At 69.1% G+C, this 18,784-nt stretch carries 22 protein-coding genes; 8 read left to right on the forward strand and 14 right to left on the reverse strand.

The window, feature by feature from the left end:
• Positions 1 to 33: 33 nt before the first annotated feature.
• Together VPA02S_RS30290 and VPA02S_RS30295 are read right to left on the reverse strand one after the other, a co-directional pair.
• The gene (locus tag VPA02S_RS30290; RefSeq protein WP_062367189.1) at positions 34 to 651 is read right to left on the reverse strand and encodes an OmpA family protein; all 618 of its coding nucleotides are present in this window, start codon (positions 649 to 651) and stop codon (positions 34 to 36) included.
• Entirely contained in the window at positions 648 to 1,154 is a 507-nt protein-coding gene (locus VPA02S_RS30295) for a FecR family protein (protein ID WP_062367191.1), read from the reverse strand. Before VPA02S_RS30295 ends, VPA02S_RS30290 begins: the two co-directional genes overlap by 4 nt.
• Before the next feature lie 140 nt (positions 1,155 to 1,294).
• On the opposite strand from VPA02S_RS30295, the gene VPA02S_RS30300 reads away from it, so the two are divergent.
• The gene (locus VPA02S_RS30300; RefSeq protein ID WP_174545108.1) at positions 1,295 to 2,209 is read left to right on the forward strand and encodes a cation diffusion facilitator family transporter; all 915 of its coding nucleotides are present in this window, start codon (positions 1,295 to 1,297) and stop codon (positions 2,207 to 2,209) included.
• The gene (gene dtd / locus VPA02S_RS30305) at positions 2,206 to 2,646 is read left to right on the forward strand and encodes a D-aminoacyl-tRNA deacylase (protein WP_015867430.1); all 441 of its coding nucleotides are present in this window, start codon (positions 2,206 to 2,208) and stop codon (positions 2,644 to 2,646) included. The genes VPA02S_RS30300 and dtd overlap by 4 nt, the downstream gene beginning before the upstream one ends.
• A gap of 18 nt (positions 2,647 to 2,664) precedes the next feature.
• Here the strand turns inward: dtd and ybeY are convergent, their stop codons facing one another.
• Entirely contained in the window at positions 2,665 to 3,123 is a 459-nt protein-coding gene (gene ybeY, locus VPA02S_RS30310; protein ID WP_015867429.1) for an rRNA maturation RNase YbeY, read from the reverse strand.
• Between the two features lies 1 nt (position 3,124).
• Entirely contained in the window at positions 3,125 to 4,075 is a 951-nt protein-coding gene (locus VPA02S_RS30315) for a PhoH family protein (protein WP_174545109.1), read from the reverse strand.
• A 20-nt stretch (positions 4,076 to 4,095) separates the two neighbouring features.
• Between VPA02S_RS30315 and ruvA the strand changes: the two genes are divergently transcribed.
• Positions 4,096 to 4,668 (forward strand): Holliday junction branch migration protein RuvA, encoded by a 573-nt coding sequence (gene ruvA, locus VPA02S_RS30320; RefSeq protein ID WP_062367195.1) that lies wholly within the window; start codon positions 4,096 to 4,098, stop codon positions 4,666 to 4,668.
• A gap of 28 nt (positions 4,669 to 4,696) precedes the next feature.
• Here ruvA and VPA02S_RS30325 read toward each other — a convergent pair whose 3' ends face one another.
• Genes VPA02S_RS30325 through VPA02S_RS30355 form a run of 7 tightly spaced genes read right to left on the reverse strand, consistent with a single transcriptional unit; the run spans position 4,697 to position 11,182 of the window.
• Positions 4,697 to 5,287: a YdeI/OmpD-associated family protein gene (locus VPA02S_RS30325; protein WP_062367270.1), complete on the reverse strand. Its 591-nt coding sequence runs from the start codon at positions 5,285 to 5,287 to the stop codon at positions 4,697 to 4,699.
• Entirely contained in the window at positions 5,284 to 6,237 is a 954-nt protein-coding gene (locus tag VPA02S_RS30330; protein ID WP_062367197.1) for a phosphatidate cytidylyltransferase, read from the reverse strand. Before VPA02S_RS30330 ends, VPA02S_RS30325 begins: the two co-directional genes overlap by 4 nt.
• Positions 6,234 to 6,914 carry a lysophospholipid acyltransferase family protein gene (locus VPA02S_RS30335; protein ID WP_080642545.1) on the reverse strand — a complete coding sequence of 227 codons (681 nt, stop codon included), beginning with the start codon at positions 6,912 to 6,914 and terminating at the stop codon, positions 6,234 to 6,236. The genes VPA02S_RS30330 and VPA02S_RS30335 overlap by 4 nt, the downstream gene beginning before the upstream one ends.
• A 47-nt stretch (positions 6,915 to 6,961) precedes the next feature.
• The gene (locus VPA02S_RS30340) at positions 6,962 to 7,402 is read right to left on the reverse strand and encodes a hypothetical protein (protein ID WP_062367199.1); all 441 of its coding nucleotides are present in this window, start codon (positions 7,400 to 7,402) and stop codon (positions 6,962 to 6,964) included.
• Entirely contained in the window at positions 7,395 to 8,744 is a 1,350-nt protein-coding gene (locus VPA02S_RS30345) for a phosphatase PAP2/dual specificity phosphatase family protein (protein WP_062367201.1), read from the reverse strand. The genes VPA02S_RS30340 and VPA02S_RS30345 overlap by 8 nt, the downstream gene beginning before the upstream one ends.
• 19 nt (positions 8,745 to 8,763) lie before the next feature.
• The gene (locus VPA02S_RS30350; protein WP_062367203.1) at positions 8,764 to 10,536 is read right to left on the reverse strand and encodes a bifunctional alpha/beta hydrolase/class I SAM-dependent methyltransferase; all 1,773 of its coding nucleotides are present in this window, start codon (positions 10,534 to 10,536) and stop codon (positions 8,764 to 8,766) included.
• Positions 10,537 to 10,579: 43 nt separating this feature from the next.
• Positions 10,580 to 11,182 carry a CDP-alcohol phosphatidyltransferase family protein gene (locus tag VPA02S_RS30355; RefSeq protein ID WP_062367204.1) on the reverse strand — a complete coding sequence of 201 codons (603 nt, stop codon included), beginning with the start codon at positions 11,180 to 11,182 and terminating at the stop codon, positions 10,580 to 10,582.
• A gap of 86 nt (positions 11,183 to 11,268) precedes the next feature.
• On the opposite strand from VPA02S_RS30355, the gene ruvB reads away from it, so the two are divergent.
• The 3 genes from ruvB to VPA02S_RS30370 all read left to right on the forward strand — a co-directional run bounded on the left by ruvB (position 11,269) and on the right by VPA02S_RS30370 (position 14,259).
• Positions 11,269 to 12,333: a Holliday junction branch migration DNA helicase RuvB gene (gene ruvB, locus VPA02S_RS30360; protein ID WP_062367206.1), complete on the forward strand. Its 1,065-nt coding sequence runs from the start codon at positions 11,269 to 11,271 to the stop codon at positions 12,331 to 12,333.
• Positions 12,334 to 12,339: 6 nt separating this feature from the next.
• Positions 12,340 to 13,299 carry a CDF family Co(II)/Ni(II) efflux transporter DmeF gene (gene dmeF / locus VPA02S_RS30365; RefSeq protein ID WP_062367208.1) on the forward strand — a complete coding sequence of 320 codons (960 nt, stop codon included), beginning with the start codon at positions 12,340 to 12,342 and terminating at the stop codon, positions 13,297 to 13,299.
• 90 nt (positions 13,300 to 13,389) lie between these two features.
• Positions 13,390 to 14,259: a UDP-2,3-diacylglucosamine diphosphatase gene (locus VPA02S_RS30370; RefSeq protein ID WP_062367209.1), complete on the forward strand. Its 870-nt coding sequence runs from the start codon at positions 13,390 to 13,392 to the stop codon at positions 14,257 to 14,259.
• A gap of 19 nt (positions 14,260 to 14,278) precedes the next feature.
• Here the strand turns inward: VPA02S_RS30370 and VPA02S_RS30375 are convergent, their stop codons facing one another.
• Genes VPA02S_RS30375 through VPA02S_RS30385 form a run of 3 tightly spaced genes read right to left on the reverse strand, consistent with a single transcriptional unit; the run spans position 14,279 to position 16,492 of the window.
• Entirely contained in the window at positions 14,279 to 15,568 is a 1,290-nt protein-coding gene (locus VPA02S_RS30375; RefSeq protein WP_062367210.1) for a c-type cytochrome, read from the reverse strand.
• Between the two features lie 7 nt (positions 15,569 to 15,575).
• Positions 15,576 to 16,307, reverse strand: a complete 732-nt coding sequence (locus VPA02S_RS30380; protein WP_062367212.1) for a c-type cytochrome — start codon at positions 16,305 to 16,307, stop codon at positions 15,576 to 15,578.
• Positions 16,304 to 16,492, reverse strand: a complete 189-nt coding sequence (locus VPA02S_RS30385) for a DUF2970 domain-containing protein (protein ID WP_015867414.1) — start codon at positions 16,490 to 16,492, stop codon at positions 16,304 to 16,306. Before VPA02S_RS30385 ends, VPA02S_RS30380 begins: the two co-directional genes overlap by 4 nt.
• Before the next feature lie 101 nt (positions 16,493 to 16,593).
• Between VPA02S_RS30385 and VPA02S_RS30390 the strand changes: the two genes are divergently transcribed.
• Together VPA02S_RS30390 and alkB are read left to right on the forward strand one after the other, a co-directional pair.
• Complete coding sequence (locus VPA02S_RS30390; RefSeq protein ID WP_062367214.1) at positions 16,594 to 18,048, forward strand: aminotransferase-like domain-containing protein; 1,455 nt, start codon at positions 16,594 to 16,596, stop codon at positions 18,046 to 18,048.
• Positions 18,045 to 18,707: a DNA oxidative demethylase AlkB gene (gene alkB / locus VPA02S_RS30395; RefSeq protein WP_062367216.1), complete on the forward strand. Its 663-nt coding sequence runs from the start codon at positions 18,045 to 18,047 to the stop codon at positions 18,705 to 18,707. The genes VPA02S_RS30390 and alkB overlap by 4 nt, the downstream gene beginning before the upstream one ends.
• The last annotated feature ends 77 nt before the right edge of the window (positions 18,708 to 18,784 follow it).

Consider the following 18,784-nt stretch of genomic DNA (forward strand, 5'->3'; position numbering starts at 1 on the left):
GGGCCGCCGTCCGGCGCACCGCGCGCCTGGCCGTCAGCGGACTTCGATCGTGACGCGCCGGTTGCGCGGCTCGTCCACTTCGTCGGCGGTGGGTACCGCGAGTTCGCGCTCGCCGCGGCCCACGGCCTCGATGCGCTTGGCCGGGAACTGCCGTTCCACGAAAAGCTGCACCACTTCCTGCGCGCGCCGCTGCGAGAGCATGTCGTTCTGCTCGAGCGCGCCCTTGGTGTCGGTGTGCCCGGTCACCACGATGTCGCTGCCGCTGCGGCTTTGCGCGGCCATCAGCGCTTCGTTCATGACCTGCTGCGACGCAGGCGTGAGCGTGGTGCCGCCCACTTCGAAATACACCGTGTAGCGCTGCGGTGCGGGCGGCCGCATGTCGAACAGGACCTTGTGGTCCGCCTGCACCTTGGCCGGGTCGGCCTGGTCGACCACCGGTGCGCCGGAGGCGCCTACCGCAGCGGTTGCGCGCTGATAGGGCTTGGAAAGAACTTCCTCGCCGTCCTTTGCGCGCACGATCACGGCAGAAGGCTTGTCGTCCGCCTGGGGCAGCAGCACCACGCGGGTGCCCGGCGTCGAGCATGCGGCCAGCAGCGCAGTGGCCAGCGTGGCAGCAAGAAGAAAGGCCCGGTCCGTCGTCATCTTCCTCATGGCTGGCCGTCGCTCTGCACGATGAAGTCGGTTCCGCGAATGCCGATGGTGGCGGTTTGCGTCTCCACCCGTATCGCGTCGGGGTTGGTCTTGCCGATCAGGCCGGTGATCATGCGCATCGAGCCGCGCAGCAGCGAGACCAGCACGCCGCCTTCGTGCGTGGTGGCGTTGAAATGGAATTCCTTCAGGTCCAGCCGCGACGAAGGCCCGACCACCAGCGTGGTGTCGTCGCGCAGGACCACGGAGGCGGAAGAATCGGGGCCGGTCACGATGCGGTCCACGGCGGCCAGCGCATCGCCCGCATTGGCCGCGCGGGGCGTGCCGGCGGTACTGAGCAGCTGCACGTTGCCCCGCACCGATTTCACGAACCCTGCCTGTGGTTCTGCAGTGGGCATGGAGCCTGCAGGACGCGCAGGCGCAGGCGCAGGCGCCTGCGCCTGAGCCAACGCCGCTGCGCCCCAGAAGGCGAAGCCTCCCACGGCGATCAGGATTTTTTTCATCATCGTTCTTCTGCGAATGTCTCGCGGTGCCACAAATATTAAATACATGGAGTCGGCAGATGGAGGCCGCGCTCGATAATTCGATCGCGGATGCGGACCTTTGCCGCATTCTTGCCGACTTTTATCGCCAACGCCTTTCCTGCATGACTTTCACGCCCAAGACGCTGCTTCGTGTTTCCGTGGCGGTTGCGCTCGTCACCATCCTGCTCAAGGGCCTGGCGGGCTATGTGACCAACTCGATGGGCCTGATCTCCGATGCGATGGAGTCCTTCGTCAACCTTGCCAGCGCGATGTTCGCACTGGGCATGGTGACCATCGCCTCGCGGCCGGCCGATGAAGACCATCCCTACGGCCACCACAAGGCCGAATATTTCTCTTCGGGCTTCGAGGGCATCCTGATCGTCGGCGCTGCAGCCGCCATCCTCTGGGTCTCGGTGCAGCGGCTGCTTGCGCCGCAGCCGCTCGAGCAGCTGGGCTGGGGGCTCGGGCTCTCGGTGGTCAGCTCGGGCTTCAACGCGGCCCTGGCTTTTGCGCTGTTCCGCGCCGCGCGGACGCACCGCTCGATTGCGCTCGAAGCCGATGCGCGGCACCTGATGACCGACGTGTGGACCTCGGCCGGGGTGGTGATCGGCATCGTGGCCGTGCACTTCAGCGGCTGGCTCTGGCTCGACCCGGTGCTGGCCATTGGCGTGGCGCTCAACATCGTGCGCGAAGGCGTCAGGCTGGTGTGGCGCTCGTCGCAGGGGCTGATGGACGAGGCGCTCGACGCAGAGACCATTGCCACGCTGCGCGCCACGCTCGACCAGTTTGCCGCACGCATGCCGGAAGGCACGCGCATGCGCTTCGACGACATGGTGACGCGGCGCGCGGGCCAGCGCCGCTTTGCCGACCTGCACATGCATGTGCCCGGCGAGTGGACGCTGCAGCATGCCGCCGCGATGCGCGACGAGCTGGAGCAGGCGCTGATGGACGCCGTGCCGGGCCTGCGCGTGACCATCCAGCTGCTGCCGCTGGGCATGGAAGCGCGCGGGCCGCGCATCGAGGAAGAAGCCGCATGAAAGCCATCGTCCAGCGCGTGGCCAGTGCGCGCGTCGACATCGCAGGGCAGACCGTCGGCGCGATCGGCGCCGGCCTGCTGGTGCTGCTGTGCGCCGAGCGCGGCGATGCCGATGCCATGGCCGACCGCATGCTTGCCAAGCTCCTGAAGCTGCGCATCTTTTCGGACGAGGCGGGCAAGATGAACCGCAGCGTGCAGGACATCGGCGGCGGCCTGCTGGTGGTGAGCCAGTTCACGCTGGCGGCCGACGTGAGCGGCGGCAACCGGCCCAGCTTCACGCAGGCGGCCGCGCCCGACGAGGGGCGGCGGCTCTACGACTATTTCGTGCACCGGGCCCGCGCCGCCCATCCGTTGGTGGCCACCGGCGAATTCGGCGCCGACATGCAGGTGCACCTGGTCAACGACGGGCCGGTCACCATCCCGCTGCAGATGGCGTAGCGCCGCCGCGCGCGGGCCTCAGCGGCCGTACGGATTGCGGATGCCGAGGCCCGCGAGGATCTCGATCTCGCGCGCTTCCATGGCCTCGGCGTCGGCCTCGCCGGTCTCGTGGTCCCAGCCCTGCGCGTGCAGCGTGCCGTGAACCAGCAGGTGCGCGTAATGCGCGGCCAGGGTCTTGCGCTGCTCCTTCGCCTCGCTCGCGACCACCGGCGCGCACAGCACCAGGTCGGCCATCACCATCGGGCTCTGGGTGTAGTCGAAGGTCAGCACGTTGGTGGCGTAGTCCTTGCCGCGGAACTCGCGGTTCAGGCGCTGGCCTTCCTCGGCATCGACGATGCGCACCGTGATCTCCGCGTCGATCTCGAGCGCATGGCGGATCCAGCGCGTGACGCTGTGGCGCGGCAGTGCGGCGCGGTGCCGTTCCACGCCCTTGAAGCGCGCGAACTGCAGCGAAAGGGACAGTGCGGGCAATGCCATCTCAATGCGCCCCGCTGCGCTTGCGCTGGCCGTCGTAGGCATCGACGATCTTGGCCACCAGCGGATGGCGCACCACGTCGGCGCTGGTGAAGTGCGTGATCGAGATGCCGTTCACGCGCCTGAGCACGCGCTCGGCATCGATGAGCCCGCTCAGCTGCTGCTTGGGCAGGTCGATCTGGCTCACGTCGCCCGTCACCACCGCCTTGGCGCCGAAGCCGATGCGCGTGAGGAACATCTTCATCTGCTCGACCGTGGTGTTCTGCGCTTCGTCGAGGATGACGAAGGCGTTGTTCAGCGTGCGCCCGCGCATGAAGGCCAGCGGCGCGATCTCGAGCGCATTGCGCTCGAAGGCCTTCTGTACCTTCTCGAAGCCCATCAGGTCGTAGAGCGCGTCGTACAGCGGGCGCAGGTAAGGGTCGACCTTCTGCGTCAGGTCGCCCGGCAGGAAGCCGAGCCGCTCGCCGGCTTCCACCGCCGGCCGCGTGAGCACGATGCGCTGCACCGCGGCGCGCTCCAGCGCATCGACCGCGCAGGCCACCGCGAGGTAGGTCTTGCCGGTGCCGGCCGGGCCGATGCCGAAGGTGATGTCGTGCTTGGCGATGTTGTCGAGGTACAGCGCCTGCGTGGGCGTGCGCGCGCGCAGGTCGGCGCGGCGGGTGACGAGCAGGGCCGCGTCCTCGTCGCTCATCGAGCCGTCGCCCGCGAGCGTGAGCTGCACCACGGCCGGATCGATCGGGCGCTGCGCGATCTCGTAGAGCGCCTGCAGCACGTCCATGGCGCGCTGTGCGGCGGCCTTGGGGCCGTCGACCTTGAACTGCTCGTGGCGGTGCGCGATCTTCACGCCCAGGGCCTCTTCGATGCGGCGCAGGTGCGCGTCCAGCGGGCCGCACAGGTGGCCCAGGCGCGAGTTGTTGGGAGGAGCAAAGGTGTGTCGCAGAATCACGCCGGACATTTCAAGGAAAAAGGGCACCCATGATAGGCAAACTCACCGGCGTATTGGCCGAGCGCAACCCACCGCAGGTGGTGGTGGACTGCAATGGCGTCGGTTACGAGGTCGATGTGCCGATGAGCACGTTCTACAACCTGCCCGGCACCGGGGAGCGCGTTTCGCTGCTCACGCACTTCGTGGTGCGCGAGGACGCGCAGATTCTCTACGGTTTCGGCACCGCCGAGGAGCGTGCGGCCTTTAGGCAACTCATCAAGATCAGCGGCGTGGGCCCGCGCACCGCGCTCGGCCTGCTGTCGGGCATGAGCGTGGGCGAGCTGGCGCAGGCGATCACCACGCAGGAGCTCGGCCGGCTCGTGAAGATCCCAGGCATCGGCAAGAAGACCGCCGAGCGGCTGCTGCTCGAACTCAAGGGCAAGCTGGGCGCCGACATCGGCCTGCCCGCCCATGCCGCCACCGACGCGCAGGCCGACATCCTGCAGGCGCTGGTTGCGCTGGGCTACAGCGACAAGGAAGCCGCGCTGGCGCTCAAGGCGCTGCCCAAGGACGCGACGGTGAGCGAGGGGATCAAGCTGGCGTTGAAGGCATTGGCGAAATAACCGGGCGCGTGCGCGGCGCCGGACCCGCTCAGGGATGGATCTTCTCGCCCTTGGCCAGCATTTCCACGAACTGCGCAATGCGCTTCGCCCGCGTCTCGGGCTTCTTCGCGCCCTGCGTGCGGAACAGCACCGCATAGCGGTTGCGCGAATCGAGCGTGGCGAAGAAGGCGGCGGCCTTGGGGTTGGCGTCGAGCGCGGCCTGCAGGTCGGGCGGCACGCTGGCGATGCTCTGGGCATCGTAGGCCGCGTCCCAGCGGCCGTCGGCGCGGGCGCGCTCCACCTCGGCCAGGCCTGCGGGCTGCATGCGGCCTTCGTCGATCAGCTTCAGGGCCTTGTCGCGGTTGATCTTCGACCAGGTGCTGCGCGGCGTGCGCGGCGTGAAGCGCTGCAGGAAATACTGCTCGCCGTCGCCCTTGCGCTGGCCGTCGATCCAGCCGTAGCACAGCGCCACCTCGAGCGCCGCGGGGTGGTCGATGGAGGCGATGCCGCTGGCCTTCTTGGCCATGCGGATCCACACGCCGGCCGCGGTGGCATGGTGGCGCTTGAGCCAGCGCTCCCATGCGGCGGCGCTGGTGCATTCGATGGGCGTGTCGTGCGGAACGCGCTGGCTCGTGCTCACGGCACCCACCAGTAGCGCAAGGCGTGGAAGTAGATCGGCGCCGCGAAGATCACCGAGTCGAGCCGGTCGAGCATGCCGCCGTGGCCTTCGATCATCGAGCCCCAGTCCTTCACGCCGCGGTCGCGCTTGATGGCCGACATCACGAGCCCGCCGAAGAAGCCCATGAGGCAGATGGTGAGCGCCATCAGCGCGGCCTGCCAGGGGTTGAACGGCGTGGCCCAGTAGAGCGCCGCGCCCAATGCCGTCGCGCTGGCCACGCCGCCTACCAGGCCTTCCCAGGTCTTGGAAGGCGAGAGCTCGGGCGCCACCTTGCGCCGGCCGAAGAGCTTGCCCCACACGTACTGCAGCACGTCGCTGCCCTGCACCACGATCACGAGAAACGCGATCAGCAGCAGGTTACGGCCTTCGAAACCGGGGATCTGCAGCGTGAGCAGCGCGGGCACGTGGCTGATGCAGAACACGCAGACCATCAGGCCCCACTGGATCTTGGAGGTGCGCTCCAGAAAGCGCTGCGTGTCGCCGCCCACGGCCGCGAGAATCGGCAGCACGAGGAAGGCGTAGACCGGGATGAAGATCGAATAGAGCCCGTACCAGTCGATCCACACCAAGAAATACTGCACCGGCAGCCCGATGTAGAAAGCCGCCGCAATCGCATGATGGTCGCCGCGCCGGGTGTAGGCCAGGCTGATGAACTCGCGCAGCGCATAGAACGAGATCAGGTAGAACAGCACGATCACGCCGCCCTTGCCGAACGCGAAGGACAGGCCGATCACCGCGACCATCACCCACCAGGCATTGACGCGCGCATTGAGGTTGTCGATCACCGAGTTCGGCTGCCCCGCCGCCACACGCCACTTGAGCAGCGCGCCGATGGCCGAGGCGAGGATCAGCACGCCGGCCACGCCGCCGAACAACTGCAGCGTGGTCTGGGTGGAAGCGGAGATGTTCATGGCGTTGCTGTTGCTGCTGCTGCTTTTTCTTGTTCGGGCAGGCGGTCGTACTCGGGCCGCAGGTCGAGCATGGCGGCGCGCGCGCGGGCGATGAAGGCATTCTTGTCTTCGCCTTCTTCGAGCCGGATCGGCGTGCCGTATCGCACCGTGCAGGCCAGCGGAATCGGCACCAGCGTGCCCTTGGGCAGCACGCGCTTGAGGTTCTCGATCCACACCGGCACCAGCCGCACATTGGGGCAGGCGCGCGCCAGGTGATAGAGGCCGCTCTTGAGCGGCAGCAGGATCTCGTCGCCGGTGTTGCGCGTGCCCTCGGGGAACATGATGAGCGAGTCGCCGCCGTCCAGCGCCTCCTTCATCTGCTCGACCGGGTTCTCGCCCTGGCCCGAGCCGTCGCGCCGGATCATGAGCGCGTTGAACACGTCGGCGCCGATGAACTGGCGCAGCCTGGAAGCCATCCAGTAGTCCTGCCCGGCCACCGGCCGCGTGAGCGCGCGCAGGTCGGGCGGCAGCGTGGCCCACAGCAGCACGAAGTCGCCGTGGCTCGTGTGGTTGGCGAAGTAGAGCGTCTGCTCGGCCTTGGGCGTGGTGCCGCTCCAGATGGCGCGCACGCCGGTCAGGAGGCCGGCCGCGCCGATGATGAGCTTGCCCGCGACCACGGCCAGCGCGCGGCGCAGCACCGTGCTTTCGGGGCGGCGGTCTTTTTTGTTGTTGTGGTCTTCTTCGGTCAAGAGAAATCCTGTGTCATCAAGGCAAGAAGAAACATCGCGCTCTGGCAGGCGACCACGATGGCATGCCGCTGCATGAGCTGGCGCGTGCCCTGCACGCGGTCCTCGAGCGAACGCAGCGCCTTCGACGCTTCGGCGTTGCGAAGGCCGAGCCGGTCGAGCGCGGTGTCGAGCGCGTCCAGCGAGGCGATGGCGCCGCGCGCCAGGTCGGCGAACAGCGCCTGGTCCAAGCGCAGCCTGAACGCGAAATAGCGCTCCAGCGCACCCAGCACCAGTACCGCGCCAAACCCCATGGCGGCCGTGCTTGACAGCGAGCGCAGCGTGAGCGCGAGCACCAGCGCCGCGATGCATGTGAGCGCAAAGCCCCATGCCGCCAGCACCGCCGCGGCACGCAGCAGCGCGGCGAGCGATGCGCAGGTGGCGCGTTCGTCGTCAGTCATGGGGTGGTGCTCCCGAAGCGGCGGTGCCCAATGGCGCGAGCGATATCCGCCACGCCGGCCGCAGCACGACCTGCGGACGCGCAAGCCGCACGGCGTCCTCGGCCTGCGCCAGTCCGCCCATCGCGCCATAGCGGCCCAGCCAGGCGATCACGACGGCGGCGCTACGCGAAAAGCCCAGCGCGCAGCACACCCAAACGGCCGCGCCGTCGGCATTGCGGCGCTGCCCTTCGATGACCGCGGCCGCGCGCTGCAGGCGCACGGTCGGCGGCACGGTCAGGTCGAGCATCGGCACGCAGCGCGCATGCGGCACGCCGGCCGGCATCTGCAGTTCGGCGCACAGGCTCACCAGCCGAGGCCGGCCGGCGGCGATCCATTCGGCGCGCGTGGGCCGCCGCCCGAGCAGCAGGCCCGGCACCACTTCGACGAAGGCCGGCAGCTTGCGCGTCCAGAGCCATGCGTTGACGGCTGCGCCGATCCGATAGGGCGCGAGCAGCCAACGCGCCGCCCAGCCCATGCGGCCTTGGCCGTCCATCTGGAAGCCGCGGGCACCGAAGCCGACGTAGTTGAGCGCCACCAGCGCCAGCGAGGCCGAAGGCCAGGCGAGCCACAGCGCAACGCCGCCCAGCTGCATGGCCACTGCGAGGAACAGTGCCGCACCCACGGCGTAGAAACCCGCGAGCTTCCAGCGCTGCGCATCGCGCGTGCAGCGCCAGGCGCGCGGCATCGAAACCGTGCGCTCCAGCGGCCAAAGCCACACGCAGAACAGCCCGAGCAGCGCGCCGGTCGGGATGTCGATGAAATGGTGCTGCCAGGTCGTGAGCACCGAGGCGCAGATCGCGAACGCCCACACATGCAGCACCAGCCTGGCCCATGCGGCGCGCAGGAACTGCCGATACCAGTCCCACAGGATCACCGCCAGCGCGATGTGCAGCGACGGCGCCTGGTTGTAGGGCTGGTCGAAGCCGCGCAGCGCGTTGAACAGGAAGGCCGGTGCGCCCTCGACCGCCGGCTGGCCGAAGCTGAAATGCAGCGGCCAGATGACGAAGCAGGTGCAGGCGATGAGCGTTGCGCTCACCAGCCGCAGCGCGTGCCGGTCGAGCGTGTGCCTGCTGCGCGCCAGGAAGAGCGAGAGCGCGTAGAAGACGTTGATCGTCCAGTACGGAAAGATCGTCCAGGCCCAGAACGGCAGCTGCCGCTCCCACTCGAAGGCCATCGAGGGCACCTGCGCGCGCGTGGTGGCCCACCAGTTGGCCAGGCCGTAGGTCGCATAGAACAGCGGTCCCAGGAACACGAGCCAGGCGGCTGCGCGCTTCCAGGGCCGGTGTGCGGGCGGGGGTTTCATCTGGTGCGCGGCCCGTGGCTCACGCGACCCTCACCGCGAGCGAGACGGTGAAGATGCCCCATTCGTCGATGCGCTGGTCGATCTTGCGGAAGCCCGCTTCCTCCACCAGCTGGTCCATCTCGGCCTGCGTGCGGCGGCGCATCACCCAGGCTTCTCCCTGGCGGTGGCTGGTGAGCGCGCGCGCAATCATCTCGAGCTGCGGATGCCAGGGCTGGCCGGTGTAGACCAGGTAGCCGCGGTCTTCCACCGCATCGCCGACGCCCGCGAGCGAGCGCCGCACCATTTCGTTGTCGGGGAACAGCTCGTAGAGGCCCGACACCACCGCCAGCGTGGGGCGCGGCGTCACGGTGGCCAGGCTGATGCGGTCGAAGGCGTCGGCCTGCACGAACTGCGCCACGTCTTCCAGGCCCTTCTCGGCGATGAGCGCGCGGCCGTCGCGCACGTTGATGTCGCTGTAGTCGCGCAGCAGGATCGAGCTGGCCTTGACGGGGCTCGCAAGCACCGCGTCGAGCACGTAGCGGCCATGGCCGGCCGCGATGTCCATCACGCGCACTTCGCGGTGCATCTCGGCCAGGCGCTCCATGGCGATGCGGATCAGCTCCTCGACGTGGATCTTGCGCTGCCTGATGCCGCGCCAGCCGATCGACTCCAGGTAGGTCTTGTCGACGGAGCGGCCCAGCGCGCCCTTGCCCTTCGGCTCGTTGCGGTAGACGTAGTCGAGCGTGCTGCCCGAATCGAAGCCGGTGTCGTGCCCGAGCTTCACGCCGCGCGAGAGCACACCCCCCAGGCGCAGGCCGGCGCGCGTCATGCCCCAGTAGGCGCCGCGCAGCGAGAGCGGCGCCAGCGGCTCGGCCAGCGCACGCGACTCGTCGGCGGTGTTGCCAGCCAGGTGCGCGGCGCGCAGGTCGACCGGCGCGGGCGGCTGGTCGAACAGCTGCAGGATGAATTCGCGGATCGCCTGCACGGCCGGCGCGCGGTCCTTCTCGCCCAGCGTGTCGTGGAAGAAGCCCGGCAGCTCGAGCTTTGTCTTGACGGCGCTGCCCAGCCGCTCGAAGAACTGGTGCTGCGGCTTGTGGTGCACCACCCAGTCCGATCCCGAGATCAGCAGCTGCACCGGCAGCGTGATGGCGTTGGCGTCGGCCACCACGCGGTCGGCGGCTTCGTAGAGGCCGAGCAGGATGTTGACCGCGATCGGCCGCGAGATCAGCGGATCGCTCTCGTAGCTTGCGATGCGCTCGGGGTCGTGCGTGAGGAACTTCGCCTTCACATAGCTGTTGACGAAGAACAGGCCGCGCAGCTTGTGCATCAGCCCGAGCCCGGCGCGTGCAAAGGGCACGTAGAGCTTCACCTTGAAGGCCGGCGAGGCCAGCGTGAGCCCGCGCACCTTGGGCGCGTAGTCGTGCGCCCAGGTGGAGACCAGCACGGCACCCACGCTCTGCGCGATCACGTGGACGTCGTGCTCCGCCACGCCGTGCGCACTGCCGATGTGCTGGACGAAGGTCTGCACGTCGCGCACCGAGGTGGCAAAGCTCGGGCTGTAGCCGCGCTGGCCCGGCGAGCGGCCGTGGCCGCGCGCGTCCCAGGCGAAGAAGTCGAAGTCGGGCAGGTCGAGCTCGTCGACCAGGTGCGCCATGCGCGCCCCGTGCTCGTGGCCGCGGTGGAACAGCACGATGGCGCCGCGCCGTGCGCCGCCCGTGGCCGGCCAGTGCCGGTAGAAGAGCGATTCGCCGTCGTGCGTGCGGAACTGGCGCTCCTGCGGACTGCGTTGTGGATGGGTGCTTGTATCGGTCATCGGATCCCTGTCGCTATTCATATGTTTGTTCGTCGTGTGCGGTCTACGCCGCCTCGGCCAGTGCGCGGCGCACGCGGTTGGCCACCGTCCAGGCCACGAGCGCCGCGGCCAGCGGCATCAGCCATGCCGCCCAGCCCGGCAGCGGCCAGCCCAGCGCCACATAGAGACCGAGCGCGCCGAACACGAAGGCGCGGTCGCTCTTGCCGAGCGGCCCGTCGTAGCGGCGCGAGGCACCTACCGTGGAGCCCAGCGCACCCGCGAATTCGCTCAGCCCCGCGAGCACGATCACCGTGCCGACCCAGAACGGGCTGAACGGCGGCACCAGCGCGAACGGAAGGTACAGCGCGGCGTCGGACACCACGTCGGTCAGTTCGTTGAGGAAGGCGCCGAGCCGGCTTTGCTGGCCGTGCTCGCGCGCCAGCATGCCGTCGATCGCGTTGAACGCCATGCGCACGAACATCCAGGCCGGGATCAGCCCGAAGGCGGCCGGCGACGGCGCCGCAAAGAAAAGCCAGAGCCCGAGGGCGACCGAAACCACGCACGCGGCCAGCGTGACCTGGTTCGCGGTGACGCCCCAGGCATGCAGGCGCCCCACGAGCGGCCGCAGCAGGCCCTGGAACCGGGGTTTCAGTTCGTAGATCGACACGTGCCGGCTTCCCCTCGTTTGTTATATGGCCGAAGCATTCTGCCAGTGTGGCAGGCACTAAACTTGCCCTTGCAGCCTCTCATTCCATGACCATCCAGACCGACGATTTCGCCCCAGCCCCGCCCCGCGTGGTGTCCGCCGCCCCCGCTTCGCCCCAGGAAGAGGCCATCGAACGGGCGCTGCGCCCCAAGCTGCTGGACGAATACGTCGGCCAGGCCAAGGTGCGCGAGCAACTCGAGATCTTCATCGGCGCGGCGCGCAAGCGCAAGGAAGCGCTCGACCACGTGCTGCTGTTCGGCCCGCCGGGCCTGGGCAAGACCACGCTGTCGCACATCATCGCGGCCGAGCTGGGCGTGAACCTGCGCCAGACCTCCGGGCCGGTGCTCGAGAAGCCCAAGGACCTGGCGGCGCTCCTGACCAACCTGGAGCCCAACGATGTGCTCTTCATCGACGAGATCCATCGCCTGAGCCCGGTGGTCGAGGAAATCCTCTACCCCGCGCTCGAGGACTACCAGATCGACATCATGATCGGCGAAGGTCCCGCGGCGCGCAGCATCAAGCTCGACCTGCAGCCCTTCACGCTGGTGGGCGCCACCACCCGCGCCGGCATGCTGACCAACCCGCTGCGCGACCGCTTCGGCATCGTGGCGCGGCTGGAGTTCTACACGCCCGAGGAACTGGCGCTCATCGTGCGGCGCAGCGCCGGCCTGCTCAAGGTCGACACCGACGCGGCCGGCGGCTTCGAGATCGCGCGCCGCTCGCGCGGCACGCCGCGCATCGCCAACCGCCTGCTGCGGCGCGTGCGCGACTATGCCGAGGTGAAGGGCAACGGCCGCATCACCGAAGAGATCGCGCACAAGGCGCTCGCCATGCTCGACGTCGACCCGCAGGGCTTCGACCTGATGGACCGCAAGCTGCTCGAAGCCGTGATCCACCGCTTCGACGGCGGCCCGGTGGGGCTGGACAACGTGGCGGCCAGCATCGGCGAGGAGCCGGGCACCATCGAGGACGTGATCGAGCCCTACCTCATCCAGCAGGGCTACCTGCAGCGCACGCCGCGCGGGCGCATCGCCACGCTGGCGGCCTACCGCCACCTGGGCGTGACGCCGCCTTCGAGCCGCTCCGACGGACAAGACCTATTCGGAATCTGACGACCCATGCATACCCATGACCTGAGTGCCTGGCAGCACGACCATCATTTCGGCGCAGGCAACGAATCGGCCGAGCGCAGCACCCGCCTCGTGATGTGGATCACCGCCGCGATGATGGTGGTCGAGATCGGCGCCGGCTGGTGGTTCAACTCCATGGCGCTGCTGGCCGACGGCTGGCACATGAGCTCGCATGCGCTGGCCATCGGCCTGAGCGCCTTCGCCTATGCGGCGGCGCGGCGCTATGCACGCGATCCGCGCTTTGCCTTCGGCACCTGGAAGATCGAGGTGCTGGGCGGCTTTGCGAGCGCGCTGATGCTGCTCGGCGTTGCGGCGCTGATGGTGGTGGGCTCGATCGAGCGGCTTCTCTCGCCCTCGGTCATCCTCTACCGCGAAGCCGTGGCGGTGGCCGTGCTCGGGCTGGTGATCAACCTGGTCTGCGCACGGCTGCTGGGATCGGCGCACCACCACGGGCATGGGCACGGCCATCGCCATGACGCGCACCATCACCACGACCACCATGGCCACGCGCACGGCCACGACCTGAACCTGCGCTCCGCCTACCTGCACGTGGTGGCCGATGCCGCCACCTCGGTGCTGGCCATCGGCGCGCTGCTCGGCGGCTGGTTCTTCGGCTGGTCCTGGCTCGACCCGGTGATGGGCATCGTCGGCGCGGTGCTGGTGGCCGTGTGGGCCAAGGGCCTGCTCAAGGAAACCGGCAAGGTGCTGCTCGACCGAGAGATGGACCACCCCGTGACGGCCGAGATCCGCGAAGGCGTCGAAACGATGCTCGCCGATTCGGAAACCCGCGTGGCCGACCTGCACGTGTGGCGCGTGGGCCGCGAGGCCTATGCCTGCGCGCTCACGGTGGTGACGCATTCGCCCACGCTCACGGCGGACGAGGTGCGGGCCTGCTTCTCGATGCACGAGGAGATCCGGCACTCGACGGTGGAAATCCAGCGCTGCTGAGGACGCCGCCCGAAGCGCGGGCTTCGGCGTCACCGATATGTCACGGGACCGCCATCGCCCGGTCACGCGTTGGTGGGAGCCTACCCGTCCATGCAACGCGACGATGCTTTCCTGCGCGCATGGCGCGACACCGCGACCCGGGCCCCCGAGCCGGAGGACGACGATCTTGCGCGCGCGCCGCTGCGCTGCCGCACGCTCTGGATCTCCGACCTGCACCTGGGCACGCCCGGCTGCCAGGCCCGCGCGCTGCTCGACTTTCTCAAGCACACCGAGTGCGAGACCCTGTTCCTGGTCGGCGACATCATCGACGGCTGGCAGCTCAAGCGGAACTGGTACTGGCCGCAGGCGCACAACGACGTGATCCAGAAGCTGCTGCGCAAGGCGCGCAAGGGCACACGCGTGATCTTCATCCCGGGCAACCACGACGAGTTCGCGCGCAAGTACCTGAACCACAACTTCGGCGGCATCGACGTGGCCGAGGAATGGATCCACGAGACCGCCGACGGCCGCAAGCTCTGGATCATCCACGGCGACCTGTTCGACGGCGTGATCCAGTGCGCCAAGTGGCTCGCGCACGTGGGCGATTCGCTCTACGAATTCACGCTCAAGCTCAACCGCCACCTCAACTCGCTGCGCGCGCGCATGGGGCTGCCGTACTGGTCGCTTTCCAAGTACCTCAAGGGCAAGGTCAAGCGCGCCGTGAGCTACGTGGGCGACTTCGAGAACGCCGTGGCGCGCGAGGCCCGCAAGCGCGGCGTGCAGGGCGTGGTCTGCGGCCACATCCACCATGCCGAGATGCGCGACATCGACGGCATTCTCTACTGCAACGACGGCGACTGGGTCGAGAGCCTGACGGCGCTGGCCGAGCATGCCGATGGCACGCTGGAGATCATCGACTGGGCGCAGCACATGCCGGTGCCGGCCAAAGCGGGCGCGCCGCGCGAGGCCGTCACAGCCTGAGCAGGCGCCCTGCGGTTCTTCAGCGCCGCATCGTGTCGAGCTGCGTCACGGGCGCACTGTCATTGCCCCACGACCCGCGAATGTAGGTCAGCACCGCGGCCACGTCGCCCGCATCGAGTACCTGCCCGAACGGCGGCATGCCGTAGGGCCGCGGATTGCCTGCGGTGGAGGGCAGGTAGCCGCCGTGCGCGATCACCTGGATCAGGTTCGTCGTCTCGGCCATGTTCACGGCGCGGTTGCCCGCCAGCGGCGGAAAGGCGCCGGGCGCGCCCTGGCCCTGGTCGCCGTGGCAATAGGCGCATTGCTGGTCGTAGATTTTGGCGCCGCGGGCCATGGTGCCGGCGTCGCGGCGCGTGGTTGCGGCGGCCGTGCGCACGGGGGCCGCGGCTTGCGCCGGCACGCCGGGCAGGTCCTTCAGGTAGCTGGCCATGGCGGCCAGGTCGGCCTCGCTCAGGTGCTGCGTGCTGCGAAAGACCACGTCGGCCATCGGCCCCATGACCGAGCCGCGCGGCGCCACGCCGTTCTTGAGCAGCGCCACCACGTCGGCCGTCGGCCAGTCGGCCACGCCGGCCTGGTGCGGGTCGGCAAGCGATGGCGCATACCAGTTCTCCGCCGCGATCAGCCCGCCCGAAAGGCCCAGCTTCACCTGCGTGGCGCCGAGCGAATCGCGGCTGCCGTGGCAGGCGATGCAATGGCCCAGCCCGCCGACCAGGTAGGCGCCGCGGTTCCATTCGGCCGGCTTGGCCGTGTTGGCCACGAAAGCCTCGGGCTTGAAGGAGAGCGCTCGCCAGACCGCCAGCGCGGCCTGCGTGTCGTAGGGAAAGCGCAGCCGGTGCGCCAGGTTGGGCGCCGGCGCGGGCGGCAGGCTGCGCAGGTAGGCGTAGATCGCGTCCGAGTCTTCGCGCGTGACCTGCGTGAAGTTCGGATACGGGAACGCGGGGTACAGCAGGCGGCCGTCCTTGCTGCGGCCGTTGTGCATCGCGCGCCAGAAATGCGCGCTGCTCCAGCTGCCGATGCCGTTCTGCACGTCGGGCGTGAGGTTGCTCGAATACACGGTGCCGAAGGGCGTCTCGATCGGCAGCCCGCCGGCATAGGGCTGGCCGCCGCGCGTGGTGTGGCAGCCGGCGCAGTTGCCGGCCAGCGCAAGGTAGCGCCCGCGCTCGACCCGCTGCGGCGTGGCATTGAAGGCTTCGGCCTGTTCGGGCAGCGGGTCTTCGCCGCGCAGGTTCAGCGCGACGATGCCGCCGGCCGCGGCGCCCAGCAGCAGCACCAGAACCAGCAGCGTCCAGCCGAGGTGTCGCATCTTCATCGGCGCCTCACTTCGGCATGCCGCCGCAGCGCATCGGCAGTGCGGCGGGCAGCGATGCGGCAGGCTTCGGATCGGCCGGCATCGGCTGCACCGCGAGCCAGCTGGCCACGGCGTTGATGTCGGCCGTGGTCATGCGGCGGCCGATGTCGGCCATGCAGTCGGGTGCGAGTGCATGCCGCTCGCTGGTGAGCCAGGCGCCCAGCTGCGAAGACACGTAGAGGCGGGGCAGCCCCAGCAGCCCCGGAATGGCCGGCTGCACGCCGGTGAGCGCGGCGCCGTGGCATTGCACGCAGGCGGGAATTTGCCGCGCCGCATCGCCTTCGAGCGCCAGCTGGCGGCCGCGCGCCAACTGCGCGGGTGGCGCGTCGCTCACGGGCGAGACGGGCGGGTAGGGCAGGTCCAGGCCCGCGAAGTATTCGGCCATTTCCATCAGGTAGGCATCGGAGAGGTGCTGCACCATGTAGTTCATGTCGGCATTGAAGCGCCGGCCGTCGCGAAAGCTGCGCAGCTGGTTGAACAGGTAGCCCGCGGGCTTGCCCGAGAGGCGCGGAAAGTAGCCGGCATTGGTGGTCGCGCCTTCGCGCCCGTGGCAGGCGATGCAGGCGGCCACGCGCTGCTCGATGCCGCTCGCGGAAGGGGCGGCTGGCGTGGCAGGTGTCGCCGCCATGGCGCAGATGCCGTGGCCCAGCAGCAGCAATGCAATTGCGACGATGCGGCGGACGACGTTGTTCTTCGTCATGTGCCGGCTGCGAAGTGCGCCAGCGCCAGCAGCCCCGCAATGAGCAGGAGCACCGTGGCCAGCGCGACGCCGACGAGTGGCAGCAGCCCGACTTGTGCGGTGCGCCGGTCGGCATCCGCGCGGCGGCCGCCCAGCCCGATGAAACTCCAGAGAACCGCGCGTACCGCGCGCATGAGATTGGACATGCACCGACTGTGCCGCAAGCGCAGCCAAAAAAACAGATGCAGTTCCAAACCAAATCACCGGAGCAGATAAAGTCCCATCACCGAATGGAGACCGCCCCGCCATGAAGCGCTATGAAGCCCTTGCCGCCGACATCGAGGCGTCGATCCGCCACGGCACGCTCAAGACCGGCGACCGGTTGCCCTCGGTGCGGCACACCGGCGAGAGCCGGGGCGTGAGCGCCTCCACCGTGTTCCAGGCGTACTACTTGCTGGAGGCGCGCGGCCTGGTGCGCGCGCGGGACCGCTCGGGCTACTACGTCACCGGCGGCGGGCTGCGCGATGCGCCGCCCGAGGCCAACCTCACCTCGCGCCCGGCCGAGGGGCCCAGGTCGCTCGACGTGAGCGACCACGTGTTCGACATCCTCGAAGCCAGCATGTCGCGCAAGGTGGTTCCCTTCGGCTCGGCGTTTCCGAGCCCGCTCTTGTTTCCGCTGGCGCGGCTGGGCCAGTTCATGGCCGCGAGCGCCAAGTCGCTCGACCCGTGGAGCACCGTGGACGACCTCACGCCCGGCAGCGCGGCGCTGCGCCGGCAGATTGCGCTGCGCTACCTGGGCGACGGCATGCAGGTGGCGGCCGATGAGATCGTCGTCACCAACGGCGCGCTGGAGGCGCTCAACCTGTGCCTCGCGGCGGTCACGCGCCCCGGCGATTCGGTGATCGTCGAATCGCCCACCTTCTATGCGGCCCTGCAGGCGCTGGAGCGCATGGGCCTGCGCGCCATCGAGGTGCCGACCCATCCCGGCGAAGGCATCGACCTGGCCGCACTGGAGCTTGCCATCGCGGCCCACCAGCCCAAGGCCTGCTGGCTCATGACCACCTTCCAGAACCCGCTCGGCAGCCTGATGCCCGACGCGAAGAAGAAGGCGCTGGTCGAACTGCTCGCGCGGCACGCGCTGCCGCTGATCGAGGACGACGTGTACGCCGAGCTCTACGTCGGCGACCGCCGCCCGCCGCCGGCCAAGGCCTTCGACACGCAGGGCCTCGTGCTGCATTGCTCGTCGTTCTCGAAGTGCCTGGCACCGGGCTACCGCATCGGATGGGCATCGGCCGGGCGCTTTGCGCGCAACGTGGCGCGCTTGAAGCTGACGACCACGCTCAGCACCTCGGTGCCCGCGCAGCTCGCGCTCGCAAGCTACCTGGAAAAAGGCGGCCTCGACAAGCACCTGCGCAAGCTGCGCCAGGTCCTGGCCGTGCAGCAGGCGAGCTTTGCGCAGGCAGTGGGCCACTACTTTCCCGCGGGCACGCGCGCCACGCGGCCGCTGGGCGGCTACTTCATGTGGGTCGAGCTGCCGGCGCAGGTCGATGCGCTCGCCATCCACGCGCAAGCGCTGGAGCGCGGCATCAGCGTGGCGCCCGGGCCCATCTTCTCGGCCACGCGCGGCTTCGCGCACTGCCTGCGCCTGAACTACGGGCATGCCTGGGACGCGCAGAGCGAAAAGGCGATGCAGACCCTGGGGCGATTGGTGGCAGCCGCCGCGGCAGGCAGCCCGCCGCGCGAGAAAATCGCGCTGCCGTGACCTTCGACCTTTTCTCCGATGCCCTCGAAGACGCCGCACTGCCGCGCGGCAAAGAGGCGATCGGCCCTGGCGCGTTCGTCCTGCGCGGGTTTGCGCTGCCGTATGTCGACGAACTGCTGTCCGCGCTGCACGAGGTCGAGCAGCGCGCCGCCTTCCGCCACCTCGTGACCCCCGGCGGCTTCACGATGTCGGTTGCCATGACCAACTGCGGCCGGCTCGGCTGGATCTCGGACCGGCGCGGCTATCGCTATGGCGAGCACGATCCCGAAACCGGCCTGCCCTGGCCCGCCATGCCGGCGGCCTTCGCGCGCCTGGCCCAGGCCTCGGCCGCCGAGGCCGGGTTTGCGGGCTTCGAGCCCGACGCCTGCCTGGTGAACCGCTACGAGCCCGGCACGCGCCTGTCGTTGCACCAGGACAGGGACGAGCGCGACTACGGCGCGCCCATCGTCTCGGTGTCGCTCGGCATGCCGGCCACCTTTCTCTTCGGCGGCCTCGCCCGCAGCGACAAGGCCGCACGCATTCCGCTGGTGCACGGCGACGTGGTGGTGTGGGGCGGGCCCGACCGGCTGCGCTACCACGGCGTGCTGCCGCTCGAAGACCGACCGCACACGCTGCTGGGCAGCCGGCGCATCAACCTGACTTTTCGCAAAGCGGGATGAAACGGCCGCTCAAGTCAAATTGATGACTTGTTCCTTTTTTCTGTGCACAACTCTGTGGGTTGTCTGAGGACCGGAGT

Origin of the sequence: Variovorax paradoxus NBRC 15149, assembly GCF_001591365.1 — a bacterium.
Classification (GTDB): Bacteria; Pseudomonadota; Gammaproteobacteria; order Burkholderiales; family Burkholderiaceae_C; genus Variovorax; species Variovorax paradoxus.

Excerpts from the sequence above, each read along its gene's own strand:
- VPA02S_RS30290 (WP_062367189.1), bottom strand. The coding sequence starts at position 651 with ATGAGGAAGATGACGACGGACCGGGCCTTTCTTCTTGCTGCCACGCTG.
- VPA02S_RS30295 (WP_062367191.1), bottom strand. The coding sequence starts at position 1,154 with ATGATGAAAAAAATCCTGATCGCCGTGGGAGGCTTCGCCTTCTGGGGC.
- VPA02S_RS30300 (WP_174545108.1), top strand. The coding sequence starts at position 1,295 with ATGACTTTCACGCCCAAGACGCTGCTTCGTGTTTCCGTGGCGGTTGCG.
- dtd (WP_015867430.1), top strand. The coding sequence starts at position 2,206 with ATGAAAGCCATCGTCCAGCGCGTGGCCAGTGCGCGCGTCGACATCGCA.
- ybeY (WP_015867429.1), bottom strand. The coding sequence starts at position 3,123 with ATGGCATTGCCCGCACTGTCCCTTTCGCTGCAGTTCGCGCGCTTCAAG.
- VPA02S_RS30315 (WP_174545109.1), bottom strand. The coding sequence starts at position 4,075 with ATGTCCGGCGTGATTCTGCGACACACCTTTGCTCCTCCCAACAACTCG.
- ruvA (WP_062367195.1), top strand. The coding sequence starts at position 4,096 with ATGATAGGCAAACTCACCGGCGTATTGGCCGAGCGCAACCCACCGCAG.
- VPA02S_RS30330 (WP_062367197.1), bottom strand. The coding sequence starts at position 6,237 with ATGAACATCTCCGCTTCCACCCAGACCACGCTGCAGTTGTTCGGCGGC.
- VPA02S_RS30340 (WP_062367199.1), bottom strand. The coding sequence starts at position 7,402 with ATGACTGACGACGAACGCGCCACCTGCGCATCGCTCGCCGCGCTGCTG.
- VPA02S_RS30345 (WP_062367201.1), bottom strand. The coding sequence starts at position 8,744 with ATGAAACCCCCGCCCGCACACCGGCCCTGGAAGCGCGCAGCCGCCTGG.
- VPA02S_RS30350 (WP_062367203.1), bottom strand. The coding sequence starts at position 10,536 with ATGACCGATACAAGCACCCATCCACAACGCAGTCCGCAGGAGCGCCAG.
- ruvB (WP_062367206.1), top strand. The coding sequence starts at position 11,269 with ATGACCATCCAGACCGACGATTTCGCCCCAGCCCCGCCCCGCGTGGTG.
- dmeF (WP_062367208.1), top strand. The coding sequence starts at position 12,340 with ATGCATACCCATGACCTGAGTGCCTGGCAGCACGACCATCATTTCGGC.
- VPA02S_RS30370 (WP_062367209.1), top strand. The coding sequence starts at position 13,390 with ATGCAACGCGACGATGCTTTCCTGCGCGCATGGCGCGACACCGCGACC.
- VPA02S_RS30375 (WP_062367210.1), bottom strand. The coding sequence starts at position 15,568 with ATGAAGATGCGACACCTCGGCTGGACGCTGCTGGTTCTGGTGCTGCTG.
- VPA02S_RS30380 (WP_062367212.1), bottom strand. The coding sequence starts at position 16,307 with ATGACGAAGAACAACGTCGTCCGCCGCATCGTCGCAATTGCATTGCTG.
- VPA02S_RS30385 (WP_015867414.1), bottom strand. The coding sequence starts at position 16,492 with ATGTCCAATCTCATGCGCGCGGTACGCGCGGTTCTCTGGAGTTTCATC.
- VPA02S_RS30390 (WP_062367214.1), top strand. The coding sequence starts at position 16,594 with ATGAAGCGCTATGAAGCCCTTGCCGCCGACATCGAGGCGTCGATCCGC.